Here is a 23,698-nt window from a genome sequence, read left to right as displayed (position 1 = left end):
TCGTGTTCGAGTCTATTCCCGCTGCGAAGGTGAATATTCTTACGCTTGCTAACTATCTGGTAACCAAATAGTCCGATTCGCGCCGGAATTCCGCCGTCAGCCCGACCGTCCCGCCCGCCACCAGCAAACCCCCGATGCCCAGCAGGACCCACGGCGCCCATCCGCTGTCGTCCCGCTGCTCGTCGAAGGTCCGGCTGACGGTCCGGCCGTTGCGGGTGATCGCGCAGGTGTCACCCGGATGCATCTGCCGCCACCCGCACATCACCTTGCCGGAACTGTCCGCCAGCGAAGCGCAACCACCGATGATGAGACCGGCCCCGAAAACCGCGCAGAGCAGATAGGGCACCGCGTCCTTGACGCGACGCACGGTGTGCATGGCGAGCGATCTCCTCGAAAAACCTGGTACAGCAGCGGAATCCGGCCGGATCCGGCTGCGGCGTAGCATAGCCGGGCCCGGCCGCGCTCACAGCGGCTCGTCGAGCCGGAGTTGCCGGATCTGCGGCTGATACGGCTCCAGCTCGCCCACTTCGAACCGGTACATGCCGATCACCTGCCAGAACTGGCCCGCCGTCAGCCCTTCCGCCTTGTAGCGGCCGTCCGGGGTGAAGGCCACCCAGCCCTCGGGCAAGCCGAGCAGGGTCGCGCGCAAGGCGGGCGCGTCGCCCAGCGACCAGACCATGACGCAGCCGTCGTTGCCGCCGCTCACCAGCAAGTCCCCGGCCGGATCGAAAGCCAAGGACCGCACCCGGTTTCGATGCCCGGTCAAGCTGTGCAGCAGTTGTCCCGACGCCAGCTCCCACAGGTGGATGACCAGGTCGTCGCCTGCGGTGGCGAGCAGTCCGGCAGTGCGGTCCACGGCCGCGCACCAGAGCTTGCCGTGATGCTCGCCGAGCCGGTAGAGCGGCTGTTCGGCGCGCGGATTCCAGATGCGCACGGTAGCGTCCCAGGACACCCCGGCCAGCCGATCGGCATGCACCCCCACCCCGTAGACGCGTTTGAGCGGCTCGGATTCGCGAGTGTCCCAACCGGATTCGCCCTGCTGCCGGTCCGAGAGCGTATCCAGCAGGGTGCCGGTGGCCACCTCCCACACCCGGATCTTGCCGTCGTCGCAGCCGGTGGCCATGCGCCCGCCGTCCGCGGTGAAGGCGATCGACCGCACCCGGCCCCGATGTTCCCCGCACACCGCGTGCTCGCCGCCGGTATTGAGCGTCCACAGGGTGACGGTGTCGTCGTCGTTGGCGGTGGCGAACAGCCGTCCCGCCGGGTCGTAGGCGACGGCCCAGACCGGCGCGGAATCGATGCTGATCCGGGTCTCGTGCGCGCTGCCGTCCACCGCGAACACCCGCAGGGTGCCGTCCCGGGCGACGGTGGCCAGCTGTTTCGGATCGTGCGGTGCGAAGACGGCCCAGTCCAGCGGGACCAGCGAATCCGTGTCACCGTGAATCCGGTCCACCAGCCGCCCGGTCCGCAGGTCCCACAGCCGGACACTGCCGTCGTTGCCGCAGCCCGCGATCAGCGTGCTGTCCGCGTTCACCGAAACGCCCCGCACGTGCCGGCCGTGCCCGGTCAGCACATGGCGGCACGCCCCGGTGCCCGGATCCCAGATCCGCAGCGCGGATTGCCCGTCGGCGACGGCCAATTGGCTGCCGTCCGGCCGGAAGGAGAACGGCCAGATGGAACTGGTGTGCCCGGCCAGCCGATGCCGCGGCGCACCGTCGCGCGCGTCGCGCACGAACACCAGCCCCGCCGCGTCGCCGGTGGCGAGCAGTTCCCCGCCCGGATCGAAACTCAGCCAGTGCACCGGGACGTTGCCGTGTTCGGCGCATTGCTGGAATACCGTGCCGGCCAGGGCATTCCACAGGATCACCGCCCCGGCATTGTCGCCGGTGGCGAGCAGCGCCGGGTCGCTGGGATGAAATGCCAAGGTGTAGACGCTGCCTCGATGCCCGTCCAGCCGATGTCGCTGTCCCGTTTCGAGATCCAGGATCGCCAGGTTCCCGTCCGCCCCGCCCGCCGCCAGCCGCGTACCGGACGGGTCCCACGCCAATCGCCGCACCGACTCCGGATCGCCCGGGAAGACCGCTGTCTCGGAGCCGGTCCGGGCGTTCCACACCCGGATCGTTCCGTCCTGATACGCCGCGGCCAGCCGATCATCGTGGAACGCCAGGCTGAAGATCCGCTGCGCGAACCCGCGCGGCGGGCCGAATCGATGCCGGAGCTCGCCGCCCGGCAATTCGAAAACCCGCAGCACCCCCGCCGCGTCCCCGGTCGCGAGCAGGCCGCCGCCCGCGTTCACCTCCAACGGCCACGGCCATTTCGCGAAGTCGCTCAGCAGTTTCCGCAGTTCCCCGGTCGCCGCGTCCCAAATCCGCGCGGTGCCGTCCGCCGACCCCGAGACCAGCACGTGCTCGGTGAACGCCACCGCGACGGCCCGCGCCTGATGCCCCTGCAAGGTTCGCAACGTCCGCCCGGTATCGGCCCCGTAGATGACCACCCCGCCGTAATCGCATCCCAATGCGATAGCCCGCCCGTCCGGACTGTAGGCCAGCGGCCGGGGCAGCCGTCCGTGCTGCGTATCGATCCCGTGCCGGACTCCGATTGTCGCCGGGGCGAATTCGGTTCCCGACCCCGTGCCCGGCACCTGAATGGCCCCGGCCAGCGCGGTATTCGCCGGACGCCCGGTGGCCTCGATCAGTACCGCCCGGGTCCACCGGCTGCCCGCCCCGCGACTGCCGGACAGATCGGTCCGCACCAAGCGCGCCGCGGTCAGATCGGCGCGCTCCAGATCGGAGCCGGTCAGCGCGGCATGATCCAGCCGGGTGCGATGCAGTCGCGCCCCGCTCAGATCGGCTCCGCTCAGATCGGCGCCACCCAGATTCGCCTCGGTCAGATCCGCGTCCCGCAGATCCGCCCCGGTCAGCGTGGTCCGCGCCAAATCGGCTCCGGCCAGGCGCGCCCCACTCAGGTCCGCCCCGTCCAAAGCGGTATCACTCAGCCGCGCTCCGCTCAGATCGGCGCCCGAGAGATTGATCCGGCGCAGATCCCGATCCGACAACTCCGCGCCCGCCAACATGGCCCCCCGCAGATCCGCATCGGGCCGGATCCGCAAGCGAGTCGCGATGCGCACCGCATTGGCCCGCCCGATGTCCGCCGCGGCCTGGTTCGTCTCCGCACCGGTGGAATCCGGGCGATCGGTATTTCCGGGGCGCCCGGCGGGTTCGGCGGTGGCGTCCGGGTCGATGCGGGCTATCCAGGAGCGCAGGGCGGTGATATCGGCGAGGTCGCAGAGAAAGCCGACGGCCATATCGCCGAGGTGGCGCGCGGTCAGTGGCGCGGGAGTCTCCGCGCCGCTGTCGAATTCGTCGCTGACCTGTCGCATCACCAGCCACTCGGTGACCGACGGGTGGATGAGGGCGAAGCGGTTGTCTTCGGTGCGGACGACGAGGCTGCGGGCTCCGAGATAGTGGGCGAGTTGTGCGACGCCGAGATGGCGGGCGGTGCCGAACCGTTCGGCCACGAGCTGGGCGACCTCGTTCAAGTCCCCGGGGCCCAGGTCCGCCAGGCCGAGGTCGGGTTCGCCGGAGTTCCAGACGCGGAGGGCGAAAAGGGTTACGGCCGTGCGTAGTTCGTCGAGGCGTAGTTCGCTGCGGCCGTCGGGTCCGGCGGGCGCTCGGCTGATCTCGTAGCGCAGCCAAGTATCCAGGAGGGCTTCGTAGAGCATGGTCGGGCCGATGAGTTCGCCCGCGTCGGCCACGCCGCGCAGGCGGTGCTCGTCGAGTTCGGCGATGAAGCTGAGCATGCGCGGGTTGCGGGCCAGGGCGAGCAGGGCGGGGATGCGGTGCAGCAGGCGCATACGGTTCGCGGCGGCCGATTCGGCATCGGGGTAGCGATTGCCGAGGAAGTCGCGGACCTGGTCGTCGGTGAAATCCTCGATGCTGATCAGGGTGCGGTCCGAGCGGGTGCGCAGGCGTTCGCCGAGGGCGATGGAGACCTGGTCGCGGGAGCGGAAGTGCTGGGTGCGGGCGGCCACCACGACTTTGGCCTTGCCGACGGCGGCTTGCAGCAGGGTGTCCATGTGGTCGGCGGCGCTCTCGTAGCTGAGCCGGGACACCAGTTCGTCGAAGCCGTCGAACAGCAGCACCACGCGACCCTGTTCGAGCATGTAGTTCAGGGCCGCCAGATCGATGCGGTCCTCGCCGTGATTGGCCAGGTGCGCGGCGATCAGGGTTTCCACCGTGCGGGTGCGGTCGAGGGTGCGCAGTTCGATGAACAGCGGAACCAGGGTGGGTTCGCGGGCGCTGATCCGTAACGCCAGCTCGCGCAACGCGAACGATTTGCCGCGCCCGAAATCGCCGAGCAGCAGCACGAACCGGCCGTCGTCGGCGGTCACCTGATTCAGCAGTTCGTCGATCAGGTCCGCGCGGATCTCGCGGCTGCCGCGCTCCAGGATCCGGAAGCGTTGCGGCACGTACAGGGTGGAGGCGTAGCGCGGCTCTTCCCGCAGTCGCACGGTCTGGTTGCGCAGGTATTCGCCGAGATCGACCAGTCCCTGGAAATCGATGAAACTGCGCACCAGCACGCCCCGCAGCCCCGCGCGTTCCCGCAAGCGCCGGTCGGGCGCGCGGCCGCTGTAGACGAGTTCGGAACCCGGCTCCGGATCCTGGTTCAGGAATTCCTCGACGATCGGCCAGGTCACCTCGCCGTCGTGCACCCCGATCCGCCACTGATCCACCACTTCTCCGCGCTTGGCCGTGATCAGCAGGCACGGCAGCCCGGCCGGAATGCGCCGGAGCTTGGCCCCCGGATACCGCACCCGGCACACCTCCTCGATCCGGTCCAGCAGCAGATCGATGGGCCGCAACGCCGGAGCCGCGGGCAGTTCGGGGGCAGGCGCTTTCCGGAGCTCGACGACCGGCCGGCTGCTCGGTAGCGTCTCCGCGGCATGCCGCCAGGTGCGCTCGATGGAAACCGTTCCGCCCGTGCCGTTCTCGCACGGATACCGGGTCAATCCGGTCGCGGTCACGTGGATGATCTCGGCCCGCCCGGGTCCGGCGGCGGGCAGCACCGGCAGCGCGTCGCCCAGCGTGCCCGCGTGCACGCCGCCCGGTCCGGGCCCGTGCAGCAGCAGGTTCAGTCGCGGCGCGAGATGCCGGAACGCGGCGGCGGTATCGCGCAGCAGTTCCGGATGCCACGGCGAGGTGCCGGTGTCCGGCAGCGGGTCGTGGCGCAGCACGCCGAGCCGGAACCACCCCTGCCGCTCGAATTCCCGCAGCTGCTCGGCGAACCACAGGGCCTGTGGATCGCCGAGGAAGCCGTAATCGTCGTCCGCCAGATGCGTCGCGGCCAGCGTCGAATTCAGTCCGGCCACGACCATGCGCAGCTCGGGAATCGGGAACAGCGTCCACGGCTGGGTGCTGCCGAACACCAGATCGTCCATGCCCCGGAAGACCTCGGTGAACATGCGCTCGTACAGTTCGAGCTTGCGATAGTACGGCGGTTGCGGGCGGCGATTGTTGGCCTCGCATTCCAGCATGTACGAATGGCACAGCGGTTTCGACACGTCGTGATTGCCCGGCACCACCACGACCCGGCCCGGCTCCAGCTTGAGCAGCACGCGCAGTCCGCGCAGAAATGTTGCGGCGCTCTGGAATTCGGTGAGGTTCGCCGATTCGGTGAGATCGCCGCTGACCACCAGCAGATCCGGGGCGGGCACCTGCCGGTCCGCGAGTTCGCCGACCGCGCCCCGGATCTGCGATTGCAGCGTCTCCGGATCGTGCGCGGCGGCATCGAGCGTCCCGGCCCGCCCGAAGCGCGGACCCGCGACGTGCAGTATCGAAACCCCGGTGCGCCGCTGGTCCGGCGCGCCCCCGCCCGGGAACGCCGGCGCGGTCGGTGGACGCTTCCGCCCCGTCCCCGCCGGCTCTTCGAAATGCCCGAAGCCGCTGCGCCGCACCGGGAATCCTGGCCCGCTCCGCCCGCCCGGCAAGTGCGCCACCCACTCCAGCACCTGTTCGCGCGCGGCCGCGCCATCGCTCACCTGCACCAGATCCAGGCAGTCGACGCCCGCCGGCAGCGCCTCCAGCGAGCACTCCGTCACCCGCACCGCCAGCAGCTTGCCCGGGTCGGTGTCCAGCGCCGCCCGCCATTCCGGATTGGTGTGCCGCGCCGCCACATAGTTCGGCGACCACACCACCAGTACCGCCGCTGCTTCCCGCACCCCGCGATAGGCGAAATCGTCGAAATCCGCCCCCGGCGCGAAGTCCCAGGACTGCAGCAGTGTCCGATATCCCGCCCCGGCCGTCTCCAGCTCCCACGCCAGCCAGGTCGCCCACCGTTCGTCGGCCGGCGAGTAGCTGATGAAGAACTCTCCGGGCCGCCCTCCCGTCGAACTCACCGCACCAGTATTACTCTGCGGAATACTTATCGGGGGCAACTGAATAGGATCGGACCGGACACGATGTGGTCTGGGTCGCGCGCTAGATCCCCCTGAGATGACCGACTGTGCGAGGACGGATGGAATCGGATCCACCGGGCCCCGGGCCCGAAGGCGCGCCTTCGCCTGCCCATGATCGCCCGGCTCGCTCCCGCCCGTCCGGTATCCGTCGTGACCGGCCGGCCCGACCCGCCGGCACCCGCCCGGGCCGCGCCTTTCGCGACTGGCTCCGCAGCCTGCGCACGCGGCTGAGCCTGCTCGACGGCATCCGGCTGGGCCTGCTCGCGATCGGATTGCTGTGTGTCGCCACCGGTCTGCTGCCGCGTGCGGAAGCGGCCGACAATATGCGGCGGATCGCGCCGTTGCTGTTGTTCCTGGCGAGCGTGATCGTGCTCGCCGAGCTGACCAGGCGGGCCAAGGTGTTCGATGTGATCGCGCATCGGCTGGCCATCATCGCGGGCGGGAATTACGCAGCGCTGTTCCTGTTGTGTGTGCTGTTCGCGGCCACTACGACGACGGTGCTGAATCTGGATACGACCGCGGTGCTGCTGACGCCGGTCATGCTGGCGCTGGCGATTCCGGCGCGGATCGCGCCGGTGCCGCTGGCCATGACGACGCTGTGGCTGGCCAATACCGCGAGTCTGCTGCTGCCGGTGTCGAACCTGACCAACCTGCTGGCGGCCGATCGGGTCGCGCTGGACGCCACCGGGTTCGCGGCGAGAATGTGGCTGCCGCAGGCGTTTTCGGTGCTCGTCACCATGGTGTGCCTGTGGTGGTGGTACTGGCGGCGGACCGAGCGCGGGGCGGAGCGGTACGTGGTGCCGGAGCCGGTACGCCCGGCGGATGCGCGGGAACGGATTCTCATGTACACGACGGCGGGGGCGTGCGTGCTGTTCGTGCTGGCGATCCCGTTCGTCGGCGACAGTATCGGGCTGGCGGCGACCGGCGCGGCGGTGATCGCATTGGGGGCGTTCGCGGTCTTCGACCGTTCCGCGCTGCGCTGGTCGCTGATCCCCTGGCAGCTGCTGGTTTTCGTGGCGGGGCTGTTCCTGGTGGTCCCCACGCTGAGCCGGTACGGGCTCTCGGAGCTGATGCACGGGCTCATCGGAGACGACTCCGGGGTGGGCGGCGCAATCCGGGCAGCGGCGGCGGGGGCGGGGCTGTCGAATCTGGTGAACAACCTGCCCGCGTACACGGCGGGCGAGGCGGTGATCCCAGCGGGCGAGCGAAACCAATTGCTGGCCTTGCTGATCGGCACCAATGTCGGGCCGGTGATCACGCCCTGGGCTTCCCTGGCCACGCTGCTGTGCCTGGAGTTCTGCCGCACTCACGCCGTCCGGATTCCTATGCGGCGCTTCGTGCTGACCGGAGCGGTGCTGGCCGTCACGGCGACCGCGGCGGCGGTCGGCGGGCTGCTGCTGACCGGTTAGCCGCTCAGAACGGATTCTCCGGGCGCAGCGCGTACCGGACGATCTCGCTCACATCCCGATCGGTATAGGTGGCCGGCAGCGGCAGGCTCAAGTGCGTGAACAGCCGCCGCACCTGCTCCAGGCTCGGCTCGGCAGGCGGCGTCAGATCCCCGCGATAGCCGAGCGGAATCTGGCGCGCCTGTCGGAAACTCACCGCCAGCTCCCTGGTGAAGTCCTGATAGTGCGGCTTGCCGCGCTCGAAGAACAGCGCCGGCGTGGTCGGATTCCGTTGCGTCATGATGACCCCGCTGGCCGACAGGTCCCAGCGAAATGTGGTGGTACCCGCCGACACCGCCAGATCGATGGTCAGGAATTCCGACTGCTGCCCGTGCCAGTACGCCGCGAGCACGGTCGCATAGCACTGCTTGCGAATCCGCTCGGCGGTCCACGGGCGTCCGGCCGCATCACCCTGGGGTTGCAGCGAGGTCCGGTACTGCGCGTCGGCCTGGCACAGCGGCACATTGCCGGGATCCAGAATCTCGATCTGCATCCGCAGCGTCCGCTGTTCCCGGCGCGCCTTCTCCAGCAGCATGGGCAGCGTGACCGCCCGCAGATAGGACCCGGTGCCGCCCTTGCATACCCATTGGTCGGTGTCGCGGCGGGACAGCGTGTGCTGCTGCCCGATCTCCGATCCGTACAGCAATCGCACGGCCGTCGTATCGCGCACCGCGCGCGCCATTTCCTGCCGATCGCGCAACAGCATCATGGCCAGCAGGCCCAGCACCGCCAAGGTCGCCGCCCCCACGAAGCCGGCGGCCAGCTCTTGAGAGATGGCGTCCCCGAAGATATCGATCGCCTGGATCGCCACCGCCGTGAATGCGATGCCCAGCACCACGGCCCCGTCCAGATTGGCGCGCAACCACTTCGCGATGCGTTTCATCATCCGCGCCTCCCCCTCGGTGCCACCCCCAGGATAGGCCCGCTACCTCGGCCGACGCCCGATTCCGAAGGGATTGCCCGGCTTGAAGGTTCGCCGTGGGTACCCGCGGGAACCCGGCCGGGGCGGAATCGGGCGTAGCATAACCGGGCGGCAGCAGGGTACAGCCGGGCAATCCGTGCAATCAGTAAGGAGCACATGGTGGGACAGGTCAGCGCCTCCAGTTCGATCGTCGTGACGGCCGATCCGAAGCGGACTCTGGACGCTCTCGCGGACTACGAGACGGTGCGGCCGCGCATCCTGTCCTCGCACTACCGCGACTACAAGGTGGTCGAGGGCGGCAAGGGCGCCGGCACCGTCGCCGACTGGACGCTGCAGGCCACCGAGAAGCGGTCCCGCAATGTGCACGCCACCATCTCGGTCTCCGATTCCATGGTGACGGAACGGGATTCGAACTCCTCCATGGTCACCACCTGGACCGTGACCCCCTCCGGCAGTGGCTCGCTGGTCACCGTGCGCACCAGCTGGAAGGGCGCCGGCGGTATCGGCGGCATCTTCGAAGGCATCTTCGCCCCCCTCGGCCTGAAGAAGATCCAGGCCGAGGTGCTGGAGAACCTGAAGCGCGAACTCGCGTAATCCCGGTCGTCAGTGGGCGGCGATATCGAACAGATTCCCTTCGGGATCGGCCAGCGTCGCCCATTTGATGCCGTACTCGTCGAAATCGGCGATGTGCTTGGCGCCCAGCGCGATCGCGCGCTCGATTCCGGCGGGCTGATCGTCCGACGCCAGATCCAGGTGCACCACATTCTTGCCGGGTGTCTTGTCCGGGACGTGGATGAACATGAGCGTCGGCGCGTGACCCGAGGTCTGGCCGACGGTGGCGAAATGCTCGTTGGCGTCCGGGTCGACGGCAAGGTCGAGCAGCTGGGCGTAGAACCCGGCCAGCTCGGCGGCGTTCGCGCAGTCGAAGGTGATATTGGCGAGTTTCACGGACATATCGATGTCTCCTGTTCAGAGCCGGCCGATGGGCCAGCAGATTTCGGTGATGTAGTCCGAGGGCACGACGTCCCCCGGACCGGCTAGGTAGAGCTCGCGAATGGGTTCCGCGAGTGCGGTGTCGTGTTCGGCGACGAAGGTGCCCAGCGCGCCGTAGGTGATGTCGAAATCGGTGAACGGCCCGACATGGGTGGCCACCGCGAACCGGCGGGCCGGTAGATCGACGACCGTGCCGAGCGTCGCCGCGCGTTCCCGGTCCGCCGGGTCGATCGGCACGAAGGCCATCACCTCGCCCTTGTCCTCCTCGAAGAACTCGGGGGAGTAGGTCGCGCCGCCGGGTCCCGCGGGCTGGATGCCGAGGCCCTCCAGGGAGATGTAGAGCGGCGGGAACTGCTCGTCGCACCAGTCGCCGATCACCTCCCGCAGTACCACTTCGGCGACCGACAGGGCGGGAAAGCTTGGGACGGAACGATATTCGACCTGGACCGTGATCTCCGCGGGCGGCAGCAGCAGCGTGCGCAGCGAGGCCACCACATCGCGGGTGCGCTGCAGCTCGGCTTCCATCCGCTCCAGATGCGCCCGCAGCGCCGCGTCCCGGCTCGCGCGATCCGGCGCCGAGAGCACCTCGCGGATCTCCGGCACCGGCATGTTCAGCTCGCGCAACCGCCGGATCAGATGCGCCTGGTCCACCTGATCGGTCGAATAGAAGCGGTACCCGGAGCCGGGATCGATCCGCACCGGTTCCAGTAGTTCGATCTCGTGGTAGTACCGCAGCGCCTTCACGCTCAGATGGCTGAGCTTGGAGAACTCCCCGATCGGGACCGTTGCCGTCATGCCTTCAGCGAACACCCTCCCACCGGGGGAGAGTCAAGGAGCGGGGAGTTTTCGCATCTCCGGCCCGCGAACCCCTGCCGTCGGCGCGGGGGTCGGGGCCGGTCGCCGCGTTCCGCGACTAGGCTGGGCGGCAATCACTTCCCCGCAGAGAGGAAACGCCGTGCAGCCCGGTGGAGAGTTCGACATCCAGCAGTTGATGGCCCAGGCCGCTCAGATGCAGCAGGCCGTCATGGCCGCGCAGCAGGAGATCGCCGAGGCCGAGGTCGAGGGCGAAGCGGGCGGCGGCCTGGTGCGGGCCCGGATCAAGGCCACCGGTGAGGTGCTGGCGCTCACCATCGACCCCAAGATCGTCGATCCGGAGGATGTCGACACCCTCCAGGACCTGGTCATCGGGGCGATCAACAATGCCATGGAGAATGCCCAGCAGGTGGCGGCCGAACGCCTGGGACCGCTCGCGGGCGGCCTCGGCGGCGGCGCCCTGCCCGGTTTCTAGTCGGGGAAGGCGCAGGTGTACGAGGGTCCCGTTCAGGATCTGATCGACGAACTGGGCAAGCTGCCCGGCATCGGTCCGAAGAGCGCGCAGCGCATCGCTTTTCATTTCCTCTCGGTGGAGCCGCCGGAGATCGACCGCCTGCAGTCGGCATTGCAGAAGGTGCGCGACGGCGTGCGGTTCTGCTCGGTCTGCGGCACCGTCTCCGACGGCGAACTCTGCCGCATCTGCGCCGATCCGCGCCGCGACCGCACCATGATCTGCGTGGTCGAGGAACCCAAGGACGTGCAGGCCATCGAGCGCACCCGCGAATTCCGCGGCCGCTACCACGTGCTCGGCGGCGCCCTCGACCCGTTGTCCGGCATCGGCCCCGACCAGCTCCGCATCCGCGAACTGCTCACCCGCATCGGCAATCAGGACGACGGCGTCGACGTCACCGAGGTCATCATCGCCACCGACCCCAATACCGAAGGCGAAGCCACGGCCACCTACCTGGTCCGCATGCTCCGCGATTTCCCCGGCCTGTCGGTCACCCGCCTGGCCTCCGGCCTCCCGATGGGCGGCGACCTCGAGTTCGCCGACGAACTAACCCTCGGCCGAGCCCTCTCGGGCCGCCGGGCACTCTAGTCGTACAGCCGGTTTCGCGGCGCAGCCCGGGATCCTCGGCCAGCGGGGTTCCTCGGGCGCAGCCCCGAGATCCTGGGCGAGGGGTTTCAGGGGCGAAGCCCCTGAGAGCCTACGAGAGTTGTCTAAGTCCAAGTCGGCGGCGCGGGCAGCGCCGCCGGCTGGGGGCAGGGGATGTGCTGGAGGTTCCGGGGGATGTCCGCGCCCGCGCCGGTGGCGTGCAAGGCCACCGCCACGGCGAACGTCGCCGCCACACCGGCTACCACGGCCAGGCTCTTGCGTAGCCTCGGGCCGCTGAGCTTCGGGACTAGCTTCATGGGTTCTCTCCTCGCCGGAAGTGATTACGAGAACTAGCCGGAACGAAGCGAAATGCTAGCGTTCCTGCGCCCATGAATCTTGTAAGCGGACACCACCTTTTCGAAAAGAAATATGTCCGTTATGCCGGAGACCGGAAAATCGTCAGAAGGTCAGCCGCTGCCAGTCGAGCGAATCGAACCGCTCCCGCTCACCCGTCGCCCACTCCCAGATGAGCTCCGACACCAATTTCGCATCCCCCAGCGCGATGGCGAAATGCTTGTCCGGCGACCCCGCCCGATACTCCAGGTCGTATCGGCCGTCCTCGTGCCGGTAGGTCTGGATGTAATCCTGATCCGCCCGCTCGGCGATCAGATACGGCCCCGGCGCCCCCAGCTCCGGCACCCACAACTCGACGAGTTCCTTTGTCAGATAGGGGAACTCACCCGCCCCGCCGTGATTCACGGTGAGCGGCACCGCCCCCGCCGGATCGATCAGCCAGGCCAGCTGCGGATCGTAGACCGCGTACCCGCGCGGCGTCGCCAGCTCGAACAGCACCCCGCGCAGATGCCCGATCGCGTCGTACGGGCTGGAGACGAACAGCACCTCGCCCATGGCCCCGTCGACCGCGGGCGCGCCCAGGAACGCGTCGATCTCGTCCAGCTCCCCATTGCGCCGGTCCAGCTCGGCCGCGAACCCGGCGATCGCCTCGACCGCCGGTTTCCCGTCCTGCGTGGTCAGGTACGCGTCCACCTCGGCGGGTGTCGCGGCGGCGCCGGAGGGCAGCAGTACGTGGTCGTAGCTCACCCGGCCAGGCTAGTTGTCAGCCCGCGAGGGTCTGCGGCCCGGTCCGGATGTACTCGGTGGTGACCAGGCAGTGGCAGCCGCCCGCCACGTCCGAGCAGTCGGCGATGAACAGGTGCCGGACCCGGTCGGTGTCGTGGCAGTCCTGGTCGGTGCATTCGAGAGAGCCGTCGGCGTGCGCCAGCAGGGTCCCGTGACAGTGGTCGAGCACCGCTGCGCAGCGCGAGCATTCGGGGTCGCTCATTCCAACCTCCTTGTCCCTACGAGTCCTATCACTCGGGTCCGACAACTGTGGGAGGTCACCGCGTGTCGTCCGAACTGTCCGGAAATCACCCGCGTGTCGCGCCCCGGGTTCACGGTGGCTTAACAGGAATCGCACGCCGCGAGCACGACGCCGTGGTGAACTTGGTCATGGGCATCAAAGTGTCCCTGGAACATCGCACCACCTACTCCTTCGACCGGCCCGTGCGCATCCATCCGCACGTGGTGCGGTTGCGGCCCGCGCCGCACACCCGCACCACCATCGAGGCCTATTCCATGCGGGTGACGCCCGCGGACCACTTCGTGAACTGGCAGCAGGACGCGTTCGGCAATTTCCTTGCGCGCCTGGTGTTCCAGGAGCCCGCGCGCGAACTCTCGATCGATATCGGGCTGATCGCCGACCTGGACGTGATCAATCCGTTCGACTTCTTCGTCGAGGATTACGCCGAGCATTTCCCTTTCGCCTACAGCCCGCAGCTGGCCGCCGATCTCGAGGTCTATCTGCGCCCGGTGGACGAGCGTGAATCCGGTTCCGGCCCAGGCGAAGCCGTGCTCGAATTCGTGCGCGCCCACGCCCCGAAGGATTTTCCGCGCAGTATCGAATTCCTGGTCGCCGTCAACCAGGCGCTGCGGGAAGCCGTCGGCTACACCATCCGCATGGAGCCCGGGGTGCAGACCCCCGACCACACCCTGCGCACCGCCCTCGGCTCCTGCCGCGACTCGGCCTGGCTGCTGGTCTCGATCCTGCGCGAATTCGGTTTGGCCGCAAGGTTCGTCTCCGGCTACCTGATCCAGCTGGCCCAGGACGTGCCCTCGCTGGACGGCCCCTCCGGCCCGCCCGCCGACTTCACCGACCTGCACGCCTGGACCGAGGTCTATCTGCCCGGTGCGGGCTGGGTCGGTCTCGATCCCACCTCCGGTCTCTTCGCCGGCGAAGGTCACATTCCGCTCGCCGCCACCCCGCACCCGGTCTCCTCGGCCCCCATCACCGGCGCCACCGACCCGGTCACCGCCACCCTCGATTTCTCCAACACCGTCAGCCGCATTCACGAAGATCCGCGAATCACCCTGCCCTACCGCGATATCCAATGGCAGCGCATCACCGCCGCCGCGGCCACCGTCGACGCCCGCACCGCCGCCGCCGATATCGGTCTCACCCTGGGCGGCGAACCCACCTTCGTCTCCATCGACGATCAGACCAGCCCGGAATGGACCACCGCCGCCGACGGCCCGCACAAGCGCGAACGCGCCGCCGACCTGGCCAATCGCCTCCGCGCCATCTACGCCCCGACGGGCATAGTCCAATACCGCCAAGGCAAGTGGTACCCGGGCGAACCCCTGCCCCGCTGGGATATCGCCCTGCTCTGGCGCACCGACGCCCACCCCCTCTGGACCGATCAATCCCTGCTGATCGATCCCTGGCTCCCGGCGTCCGCCGGCTCGTCCGAGCGGGCGGACACGACGCTCGAGTTCGGCGCGGCGGATCCGAAGCCCGCTCCGGCCCGCGCATTGATCCCGCCGGCGGCGCACAGCGTTCCCGCTGAACGACCGAACGCGGTGGTTCAGCCGCCCGTGCCACAGTCCCCGGAGCGTGTGGTCACCGCACCGGTGCCGGGCGATCTCGCCGACCGCCGCGGGCCGATCGCGAATCCGGCGCAGGCCAACGGTTCCGGTTCCCGACCCGCGCCTCCCGATGGCGGACAACGGGAAACCGCGGAAGGCATTACCGCGCAGCATGATCCGGCGCGCCGGCTGATGCTGGCGGTGGCGGCCGGACTCGGCTTGCCGGAAGGGCAGGTGCGGCCGGCCTACGAAGACGCGCTGCTGCGGCTGGCCGCGAAATCGCGTGCGCCACAGGGCGAACCAGTCGTACACGGTGATGACCTGTTGCCGGGTGCGGACTCGGTGCAAGCGCGGAAGGCATTGCTCGCCGAGCTGGATGCCGCGGTGGCCGAGCCCGCCGCCTATGTGCTGTCGCTGTATCGGCGCGCGGACGAGGCGGGGTGGGCGAGCGCCGATTGGCGGTTGCGGCGTGGCCGAATCGTCTTGACCGAGGGCGATTCTCCGGCCGGGTTGCGGTTGCCGCTCGGGTCGGTGTCGTGGCAGTCTCCGCCCGCGCGGCCGGATGCGGATCCCTTCGCGGAGCGGATGCCCTGGAGCGCGGCGGAGCCGCCCGCGGTGGTGGAGTCGGCTGACCGCGCGCCGATCAGTGCGCTGGTCGCCGAGATGCGCGAGGAGCGGCTGTTCGTATTCCTGCCGCCGGTGGAGGAGTTCGGGGCGTTCTGCGATCTGGTGCGGCGGGTAGAAGCGGCGGCCGCGGCCGTCGGGCAGCCGGTCGTGCTGGAAGGCTATGCGCCGCCGGTGGATGCGCGCTTGCAGTCGCTGTCGATCACGCCGGATCCCGGGGTGATCGAGGTGAACATTCAGCCGACGAGCAGTTTCGCGGAGCAGGCGCGATTGCTGGAGACGCTGTACGAGCAGGCGCGCGAAGCCCGGCTGGGCACCGAATCGTTCGATGTGGACGGCAGCAACAGCGGGACCGGCGGGGGGAATCACATCACGCTGGGCGGGGCCACGCCCGCGCGCTCGCCCATGCTGCGCCGACCGGATCTGCTGGTTTCGATGCTGACCTATTGGCAGCGGCATCCGGCGCTGTCGTATCTGTTCTCGGGGCGGTTCATCGGGCCGACCTCGCAGGCGCCGCGCGTCGACGAGGGGCGGCCGGAGGCGTTGTACGAGTTGGAGATCGCGTTTGCGGAGATCGCCAGATTGTCGGGCGAGGGGGAGCGGACCTCCGCGCCCTGGGACGTGGACCGCGCGCTGCGGCATCTGCTGGTCGACCTCACCGGCAACACGCATCGGGCCGAGTTCTGCATCGACAAGCTGTACAGCCCGGATTCGGCGCGCGGGCGGCTCGGCCTGGTGGAGCTGCGCGGCTTCGAGATGCCCCCGCACTTCCGGATGGCCATGGTGCAATCGCTGCTGGTGCGGGCGCTGGTGCTGCGATTCTGGGAGCATCCGTACACGGCGCCGCTGATCCGGCACGGGGCCAACCTGTACGGCCGATACCTGTTGCCGCACTATGTGCTGACCGATATCGCGGAGGTCGCGGCCGATCTGCGTTCGCACGGTATCGAATTCGATACCAGCTGGCTGGAACCTTTTGCCGAGTTCCGTTTTCCGCGCCTGGGCACGGTGGTACTCGGGGATATGGAAGTGGAACTACGCGGGGCCATCGAACCGTGGAACACCCTCGGTGAGCAGACCGTCGCCACCGGCACGGCCCGCTACGTGGATTCGTCGGTGGAACGGCTGCAGGTGCGGGTGGTGGGCGCGGATCGCGGGCGCTACGCGGTGACCTGCAATGGTTACCCGGTCCCGCTGCTCGCCACCAGCAAGGCGGACGTGCAGGTCGCGGGTGTCCGGTACCGGGCCTGGCAGCCGCCGAACGCGCTGCATCCCTCGCTGACCGTGGACGCGCCGCTGACCTTCGACGTGGTGGATCTGGAATCGGGGCTGTCGCGCGGCGGGTGCACGTACTACGTCTCGCATCCGGGCGGGTTGTACTACGCGGGACCGCCGGTGAACTCGGTCGAGGCGCAATCGCGGCGCAACCGGCTGTTCGAACCTTTCGGACATACCCCGGGTCCGGTCGACATCGCCGATCTGCGTGCCAAAATGGCCATACAGGCCACCGACATCGGCGCGCCCGGAATACTCGACCTCCGCCGGGCTCGCACCGTGTGGAACGCGGCCCGCGACCGATAGGCATCCGGGGAAGTGGTAGGCGGTGACAGTGCTCGACACGACGCCACCGGGTGACGCCATGGCCGGCGAACCGGACCGCTGGAGCACCCCGGCGCAGCACGGCGAAGTGCGCGCGGAATTCGCGAAATACCGTGCGGCGGCCGCCGATACGGGCGGCATCGATGCCTGCGGGCTGCCCACCGGCGGCTACTGGGACGAACTCGCCGACGGCGCGGGCCGGCTGCGGCCGCTGTGGGCCGACCTGTCCGCGGACCTGCTGGATCAGGGGCGCGAGGGGCTGCATCGCCTGGACGGGCGGGTGCGGCGGCTCATCGAGGACGACGGCATCACCTACACCGAGCTCAAGGAGACCGAGGAGACCGCCGCGCCCGCGCCCTGGCGGCTGGACCCGATTCCGCTGCTCGTCTCCGATACCGACTGGACCGGGCTGGAAGCCGGTGTGGTGCAACGCTCCCGGCTGCTGGACGCCATCCTCGCCGATGTGTACGGACCCCGGCACACCCTCGCACGCGGGCTGCTGCCGCCGCAGATCGTGTTCGCGCATCGCGGGTATGTGCGTGCGGCGCACGGGATCCCATTGCCCGGGCGCCAGCAGTTGTTCCTGCACGCCTGCGATATCAGCCGCTGGAGCGACGGCGGGTTCCGGGTGCTGGCCGACTGGGCGCAGGCGCCCTCCGGCATCGGCTACGCGCTCGCCGATCGCCGGGTGGTCTCCGCCGCCATCCCCGAAGCCTTCGAACTCGCCAGCCCGCGCCCGCTCACCCCGTTCGTGCGAGCCATGCGGCTCATGCTCATCGAAGCCGCCCCGCGCGCGGCCGACGAGGAACCCGTCGTGGTGGTGCTGAGCCCGGGCGTGCATTCCGAAACCGCTTTCGACCAAGCGTATTTGGCGTCCGTGCTGGGTTTTCCGCTGGTGGAGAGCGCCGACCTGGTGGTGCGCGACGGCCGCCTGTGGATGCGCTCGCTCGGCACCCTGAAGCAGGTCGACGTGGTGCTGCGCCGGGTGGACGCCGAATTCTCCGACCCGCTCGATCTGCGGCCCGATTCCCGCCTCGGCGTGGTCGGCCTGGTCGAAGTGCTGCGGCGCGGGGCGGTCACCGTGGTCAACACCCTGGGCAGCGGGCTGCTGGAGAGCCCGGCGCTGGCCGCCTTCCTGCCGCGATTGTCCCGCGTCCTGCTCGACGAGGAACTGAAACTGCCCGGCGTGCAGTCGTATTGGGGCGGCGACGACACCGAGCGCGCGCACCTGACCGCCAATCTGCATCGTCTCGTGCTGCGCTCGGCCGTCGACGACACCACCGTCTTCGGGCATCTGCTCACCCGCGCCCAGCGCACCGAATGGCAGGCCCGCATCGCCGCCGAAGGCTGGAAGTGGGTCGGCCAGGAACCCGCCCGCTTCTCCGTCGCCCCCGCCGTCGCCGCCTCCGGAGAACTCGCCGCCGCCCCCGTCGCCACCCGGCTGTTCTCGCTCGCGGGCCGCGTCGGATATCGCGTCATGGCGGGCGGACTCGGCCAGCTCCATCAGCGCGGCGGTCCGGACGGCATGATCGGCGAGGCCGCCGCCAAGGACATCTGGGTCAGCGCCACCCCCACGCTCGTCCCCGCCGTCGAGATCCACGAGGAACGCCTGCGCCCGGCCCGCGTCCCCGCCCTCGAGGTCGTCAGCTCGCCCCGCGTCCTCAACGACCTGTTCTGGCTGGGCCGCTACGGCGAACGCGCCGAGGCCACCTGCCGCCTGCTCGCCGCCACCCACGACCGCTACCAGGACTACCGCTACCGCCCCTGGATGGAAGGCGCGGAAGCCATGCCCGTCCTCATCGCCGCCCTGGCCCGCACCACCGGCGCCGGCCTGCCCGCCCCGAAACCGCGCCCCAGGCAGGGACTCTCACAAGTCGGGCCCGCGCAAACGCAGTCGTCATCGGCGAGCGGGGCGGAATCGGGTCGGCGGCGGGAGTTCTCGGACGAACCGACGGTGCCCATCGCCTTGCCGGGGACTTCGCGGCGGGAGCACGACTATCTGGTGGCCCTGTCGGTGGATCGGGAATTGTCGGGGTCGCTGGCCTATGCGGTGGAGCGGTACGCGAAATCGGCTCGGGCGGTGCGGGATCAGCTGTCGCCGGACACCTGGATGATTCTCGGGTCGGCGGATCGGGCGCTGGCGGAGTATCGGGCCGCGCGGGGTGATCGGGGGGCGGCGCTGGCGGCGGTGCATTCGCGGGTGCTGTCGGCGCTGTTGTCGCTGCAGGGAATCGACGCGGAAACCATGGTGCGGGATACGGGTTGGTACGTGATGGATATCGGGCGGCGGGTGGAGCGGGCGCTGGCGCTCACCGCGCTGCTGACCGCCACGCTGACCGAGAGCCGTCCGCCGGAGGTGGGCCGGGTGGTGATCGACGCGGTACTGCAGGCGACCGTCTCGTCGGTGAGTTACCGGCGGCGGCACCGGGATTCGATGCGGGTGTCCGCGCTGGCGAGCCTGCTGCTGTTCGACGCGAGCAATCCGCGCTCACTGGCCTATCAACTCGAACGCCTGGAGGCCGATTTCCTGGCGCTGCCCGCCGCCACCGGATCCTCGCGCCCGCAACGCCTGTTGACCGATGCTCAGCGCATGCTGCGCCGTATCGACCCGGCCGATCTGGAAAGCGCCGACGCGGCCGGCCATCGCACCGATCTGGCCGAACTGCTCGACGGCGTGCACCTGCGCCTGCGCAAGATCTCCGAATCCTTCGAAGCCACCCGGCTTTCGGTGCCGAGCGAGATCCAGCCGCTGTGGGGTACGACCCGGGTGGTCGGATGAGCGGGCGGCGCTACCGGGTGCTGCATCGCACCGTCTACGTGTACTCCGATGCCGTCACCAGCTCCTACGGCCGCGCCTACCTGACCCCGCGCGAATACCCAGGCCAGCGGCTGCTCTCCCACGAGGTGCAGGTCGACCCGGTGCCATCCGACCGGTCGGTGGGCTCGGATGTCTACGGCAACACCACCCTCTACTTCCACGTCACCGCCGAACACGAACGCCTGGAAGTCACCGGCGTCTCCGTCATCGACGTCGAACCGCCGCCTCCGCCGCCGCCCGCCCTGCCCTGGGAGCAGGCCCGCCCGGGGATCGGAAACGGCCCGCTCGCAGTCGAATTCACCCTGGACCTGAATCCCCCCGAGATCATTCCCGAGGTCGCCGCCTACGCCGCCGAATCCTTCCCGCCCGGCCGCCCGCTGCCGGACGCCGTCGCCGAACTCACCACGCGCATCAATACCGACTTCACCTACGAGTCCGGTTCCACCAATGTCAGCACCCGCGTCGCCGATGTCTTCGCCGCCCGCACCGGGGTCTGTCAGGACTTCGCCCGTCTCGGCATCGCCTGCCTGCGCTCGCAGGGCCTGGCGGCCCGCTACGTCTCGGGCTATCTCGCCACCGATCCACCACCCGGAAAGGAGCGACTGGTCGGTGTGGACGCCACCCACGCCTGGGCCGCGGTCTGGCTTCCCGGCGACGGCGGCGCGGACGGCCGCTGGCTCGGATTCGATCCCACCAACGACCAATTCGCCGACGAACGCTATGTCACCGTCGCCTGGGGTCGCGACTACGCCGACGTCCCGCCACTGCGCGGAATCATCTACACCGATGCCAAGGAATCCACCATCACGGTCTCGGTGGATGTCGCCCCGATCGAGGTATAGCCCGAGCATGCGCGATTTCAACTGCCCCAACTGCGGCCAGCAATTGGATTTCGAGAACACCCTCTGCCTCAACTGCGGCAGCCCGCTCGGCTTCCAGCTCGCCGACCGCGCGATCGTGGTGCTGGACGGCGAATTCCGGCATTGCGCCAATCAGTTCGTGGCGCAATGCAACTGGCTCATTCCCATCGGCTCCGCGGCGGCGCTCTGTGAATCCTGTGCGCTCACCCGCACCCGGCCCGCCGATCAGGACGACAAATGGCTGCCCGCCTTCGCCGAAGCCGAAGCCGCCAAACGCCGCCTGGTGCTGGAGCTCACCGAGCTCGGCCTGCCGCTCACCGGCCGCGACGCCGACCCGGAACACGGCCTCGCCTTCGACCTGCTGGCCAGCGGCGACGAACCGGTCACCACCGGCCATCACAACGGCGTCATCACCCTGGACCTGGCCGAGGGCGACGATGTGCACCGCGAACAACTGCGCGTCGAGATGGCCGAGCCGTATCGCACCCTGCTCGGGCACTTCCGGCACGAGATCGGCCACTACTACTTCCCGGTCCTGGTCACCGGCGACGAGGCACTGGCGCGCTACCGCGAACTGTTCGGCGACCCCTTCGCCGACTATCAGGAGGCCTTGGACCGGCACTACTCCGAAGGCGCGCCGGCCGGGTGGGGAGACCGTTATGTCTCGTCCTACGCCACCATGCATTCCGCCGAGGACTGGGCCGAGACCTTCGCCCACTATCTACACATTCGCGACACCCTCGACACCGCCGCCGCATTCGGCTTCGCCCCCGCCGGCGCCACCCTGGACCGCCCGCAAACCGGCCGGGCGGGATTCGATCGCATCATCGAACTCTGGCTGCCGCTGGCCTGGGCGCTCAATATGATGAATCGCTCGATGGGCCATCCGGACCTGTATCCTTTCGTCCTGGCCGACCCCGTGCTGGACAAAATGCGGTTCATCCACGAACTTTGCGCGACCGCGGCCCATGGGTGACACACTCGGACTGTGGCTCCCGCCTCCCTGCCTTCCGGGCTTCTATTGCCCCCCTGTAAACTCGTGATCATCATGCAGCGGGCACTTCTCCTCGGCCGCCGCGACGGGGTCTGATACGGACCGGCTCCCGTCGCGGGGCTTTGCGGTGCCGGTCTACCCCACTTACTGGGATCCAGTCACACCCTCGGAGAGAATCGCCATGTCACCTGCTGATGCCTTCGTATCCGGCTCGCGCACCATCACCGCGCCGAGCAAGCCCGCGCCCGCCGACCAGCCGGCCTGGAACAAGCAGAAGAACTCCTCGATGCCGGTGTTCCGGTACCGGCCCTTCGCCGAAGAGGTCCAGGCCATCGAGCTGCCGGACCGCACCTGGCCGGACAAGATCATCGACCGCGCGCCGTCCTGGTGTGCCGTGGATTTGCGCGACGGCAATCAGGCGCTCATCGACCCGATGAGCCCGGCCCGCAAGCGCCGCATGTTCGACCTGCTGGTGCGCATGGGCTACAAGGAGATCGAGGTCGGCTTCCCGTCCGCCTCGCAGACCGACTTCGACTTCGTGCGCGAGATCATCGAAGACGGCGCGATTCCGGACGACGTCACCATTCAGGTGCTGGTGCAGTGCCGGCCCGAACTGATCGAGCGCACCTTCGAGGCCTGCGCCGGCGCGCCGAACGTGATCGTGCACTTCTACAACTCCACCTCGATCCTGCAGCGCCGCGTGGTCTTCCGCGCCGAGCGCGACGCGGTGAAGAAGATCGCCACCGATGCCGCCAAGCTGTGCCTGGAGATCGAGAAGCAGCACCCGGACACCAACTGGCGCTACGAGTACTCGCCGGAGTCCTACACGGGCACCGAGCTGGAGTACGCCAAGGAGGTGTGCGACGCGGTCTCGGAGATCATCGCGCCGACCCCGCAGAAGCCGCTGATCATCAACCTGCCGGCGACCGTCGAGATGGCCACGCCGAACGTGTACGCCGACTCGATCGAGTGGATGCACCGGAACCTGGAGCGCCGCGACTCCATCGTGCTGTCGCTGCACCCGCACAACGACCGCGGCACCGCGGTGGCCGCCGCCGAACTGGGCTACCAGGCCGGCGCCGACCGCATCGAGGGCTGCTTGTTCGGCAACGGCGAGCGCACCGGCAACGTCTGCCTGGTGACCTTGGGTATGAACATGTTCTCCCGGGGCGTGGATCCGCAGATCGACTTCTCGAACATCGACGAGATCCGCCGCACGGTCGAGTACTGCAACCAGCTGCCCGTGGCCGAGCGCCACCCCTACGGCGGCGATCTGGTCTACACCGCGTTCTCCGGGTCGCACCAGGACGCCATCAACAAGGGCCTGGACGCCATGAAGGCCGCCGCCGACGCGGCGGGCGCGGATGTCGACGACATCACCTGGGAGGTCCCGTACCTGCCCATCGACCCGAAGGACGTCGGCCGCACCTACGAGGCCGTCATCCGGGTGAACTCGCAGTCCGGCAAGGGCGGCGTCGCCTACATCATGAAGACCGACCACGGCCTGGTGCTGCCGCGCCGCCTGCAGATCGAGTTCTCGCAGGCCATCCAGCGCATCACCGACGGGGAAGGCGGCGAGGTCACCCCGAAGGAGATGTGGGACGTCTTCGCCGACGAATACCTGACCCCGATCCGGCCGCTGGAGCGCATCCGCCAGAAGGTCACCGCCTCGGAAACCGATGGCGGCGTGGACCACATCGAAGCGGTCGTGAAGGTGGACGGCGTCGAGCAGGCCATCTCCGGTGAGGGCAACGGGCCGCTGGCCGCGTTCGTCGACGCGCTGTCGACCATCGGCTACGACGTGCGCATCCTGGACTACTCCGAACACGCCATGTCGGCGGGCGACGACGCGCAGGCTGCCTCGTACGTCGAGGTAGCCATCGGCGACAAGGTGACCTGGGGCGTCGGCATCGCCACCTCCATCACCACCGCCTCGCTGCGCGCCGTGGTTTCCGCGGTGAACCGGGCGGCGCGGTAGTCGTACATGCCAAGGTGACGACTGATTTCGGGAGTTTCGGGGTAACTCACCGGGGACGACCGAAATCGGTTCGGCACCTGACCGCAGGCACGCGTGTGTTTCTGGCAACGGCACCCGGCTGCGCGCTGAAGTTACGGAGAGGCGGAACAGCTGGTGATGCTAGCGTTGGGTCGCATTAGC

At 69.0% G+C, this 23,698-nt stretch carries 17 protein-coding genes; 9 read left to right on the top strand and 8 right to left on the bottom strand.

Annotation, left to right across the window (positions count from 1 at the left end; genetic code table 11):
- Positions 1–52 precede the first annotated feature (52 nt).
- Both NY1_RS32890 and NY1_RS32885 read right to left on the bottom strand, forming a co-directional pair.
- Positions 53–376 carry a hypothetical protein gene (locus NY1_RS32890; protein ID WP_067721053.1) on the bottom strand — a complete coding sequence of 108 codons (324 nt, stop codon included), beginning with the start codon at positions 374–376 and terminating at the stop codon, positions 53–55.
- An 87-nt stretch (positions 377–463) separates the two neighbouring features.
- On the bottom strand, positions 464–6,394 hold the full coding sequence (locus tag NY1_RS32885; protein WP_067721052.1) for a WD40 domain-containing protein: 5,931 nt from the start codon (positions 6,392–6,394) through the stop codon (positions 464–466).
- A gap of 119 nt (positions 6,395–6,513) precedes the next feature.
- On the opposite strand from NY1_RS32885, the gene NY1_RS32880 reads away from it, so the two are divergent.
- Positions 6,514–7,863 (top strand): ArsB/NhaD family transporter, encoded by a 1,350-nt coding sequence (locus NY1_RS32880; RefSeq protein ID WP_084535786.1) that lies wholly within the window; start codon positions 6,514–6,516, stop codon positions 7,861–7,863.
- A gap of 4 nt (positions 7,864–7,867) precedes the next feature.
- Here NY1_RS32880 and NY1_RS32875 read toward each other — a convergent pair whose 3' ends face one another.
- Positions 7,868–8,785, bottom strand: a complete 918-nt coding sequence (locus tag NY1_RS32875; protein WP_233434590.1) for a hypothetical protein — start codon at positions 8,783–8,785, stop codon at positions 7,868–7,870.
- 195 nt (positions 8,786–8,980) lie between these two features.
- Here NY1_RS32875 and NY1_RS32870 point away from each other — a divergent pair, with 195 nt between their 5' ends.
- The gene (locus tag NY1_RS32870; RefSeq protein ID WP_067721101.1) at positions 8,981–9,415 is read left to right on the top strand and encodes an SRPBCC family protein; all 435 of its coding nucleotides are present in this window, start codon (positions 8,981–8,983) and stop codon (positions 9,413–9,415) included.
- A 9-nt stretch (positions 9,416–9,424) separates the two neighbouring features.
- On the opposite strand, the gene NY1_RS32865 is transcribed toward NY1_RS32870, so the two are convergent.
- Together NY1_RS32865 and NY1_RS32860 are read right to left on the bottom strand one after the other, a co-directional pair.
- Positions 9,425–9,775 carry a VOC family protein gene (locus NY1_RS32865; RefSeq protein ID WP_067721050.1) on the bottom strand — a complete coding sequence of 117 codons (351 nt, stop codon included), beginning with the start codon at positions 9,773–9,775 and terminating at the stop codon, positions 9,425–9,427.
- A 15-nt stretch (positions 9,776–9,790) separates the two neighbouring features.
- Positions 9,791–10,609 (bottom strand): MerR family transcriptional regulator, encoded by an 819-nt coding sequence (locus NY1_RS32860; protein ID WP_067721100.1) that lies wholly within the window; start codon positions 10,607–10,609, stop codon positions 9,791–9,793.
- A gap of 160 nt (positions 10,610–10,769) precedes the next feature.
- Here NY1_RS32860 and NY1_RS32855 point away from each other — a divergent pair, with 160 nt between their 5' ends.
- Positions 10,770–11,102 (top strand): YbaB/EbfC family nucleoid-associated protein, encoded by a 333-nt coding sequence (locus tag NY1_RS32855; RefSeq protein ID WP_067721049.1) that lies wholly within the window; start codon positions 10,770–10,772, stop codon positions 11,100–11,102.
- Positions 11,103–11,117: 15 nt separating this feature from the next.
- Complete coding sequence (gene recR, locus NY1_RS32850) at positions 11,118–11,726, top strand: recombination mediator RecR (protein ID WP_067721048.1); 609 nt, start codon at positions 11,118–11,120, stop codon at positions 11,724–11,726.
- A 122-nt stretch (positions 11,727–11,848) separates the two neighbouring features.
- On the opposite strand, the gene NY1_RS32845 is transcribed toward recR, so the two are convergent.
- The 3 genes from NY1_RS32845 to NY1_RS32835 all read right to left on the bottom strand — a co-directional run bounded on the left by NY1_RS32845 (position 11,849) and on the right by NY1_RS32835 (position 13,065).
- Positions 11,849–12,040 carry a hypothetical protein gene (locus NY1_RS32845; protein ID WP_067721047.1) on the bottom strand — a complete coding sequence of 64 codons (192 nt, stop codon included), beginning with the start codon at positions 12,038–12,040 and terminating at the stop codon, positions 11,849–11,851.
- Between the two features lie 142 nt (positions 12,041–12,182).
- Positions 12,183–12,824, bottom strand: coding sequence for a hypothetical protein (locus NY1_RS32840; RefSeq protein WP_067721046.1), 642 nt, complete (start codon positions 12,822–12,824; stop codon positions 12,183–12,185).
- Between the two features lie 16 nt (positions 12,825–12,840).
- Positions 12,841–13,065, bottom strand: coding sequence for a hypothetical protein (locus NY1_RS32835; protein WP_067721045.1), 225 nt, complete (start codon positions 13,063–13,065; stop codon positions 12,841–12,843).
- 167 nt (positions 13,066–13,232) lie between these two features.
- On the opposite strand from NY1_RS32835, the gene NY1_RS32830 reads away from it, so the two are divergent.
- The 5 genes from NY1_RS32830 (at position 13,233) to leuA (ending at position 23,518) form a co-directional block, all read left to right on the top strand.
- The gene (locus NY1_RS32830; RefSeq protein WP_067721099.1) at positions 13,233–16,850 is read left to right on the top strand and encodes a transglutaminase family protein; all 3,618 of its coding nucleotides are present in this window, start codon (positions 13,233–13,235) and stop codon (positions 16,848–16,850) included.
- Between the two features lie 58 nt (positions 16,851–16,908).
- The gene (locus NY1_RS32825; protein WP_067721098.1) at positions 16,909–19,647 is read left to right on the top strand and encodes a circularly permuted type 2 ATP-grasp protein; all 2,739 of its coding nucleotides are present in this window, start codon (positions 16,909–16,911) and stop codon (positions 19,645–19,647) included.
- Positions 19,644–20,528 carry a transglutaminase family protein gene (locus NY1_RS32820; protein ID WP_067721044.1) on the top strand — a complete coding sequence of 295 codons (885 nt, stop codon included), beginning with the start codon at positions 19,644–19,646 and terminating at the stop codon, positions 20,526–20,528. The genes NY1_RS32825 and NY1_RS32820 overlap by 4 nt, the downstream gene beginning before the upstream one ends.
- Before the next feature lie 7 nt (positions 20,529–20,535).
- Complete coding sequence (locus NY1_RS32815) at positions 20,536–21,522, top strand: zinc-binding metallopeptidase family protein (RefSeq protein ID WP_067721043.1); 987 nt, start codon at positions 20,536–20,538, stop codon at positions 21,520–21,522.
- Positions 21,523–21,721: 199 nt separating this feature from the next.
- Positions 21,722–23,518: a 2-isopropylmalate synthase gene (gene leuA / locus NY1_RS32810; RefSeq protein WP_067721042.1), complete on the top strand. Its 1,797-nt coding sequence runs from the start codon at positions 21,722–21,724 to the stop codon at positions 23,516–23,518.
- Positions 23,519–23,698 lie beyond the last annotated feature (180 nt).

The sequence above is a fragment of the Nocardia yamanashiensis NBRC 100130 genome (assembly GCF_001613325.1).
Classification (GTDB): Bacteria; Actinomycetota; Actinomycetes; order Mycobacteriales; family Mycobacteriaceae; genus Nocardia; species Nocardia yamanashiensis.
The sequence above is the reverse complement of the archived record's forward strand: the minus strand, read 5'-3'. Positions and strand labels throughout refer to the sequence as shown.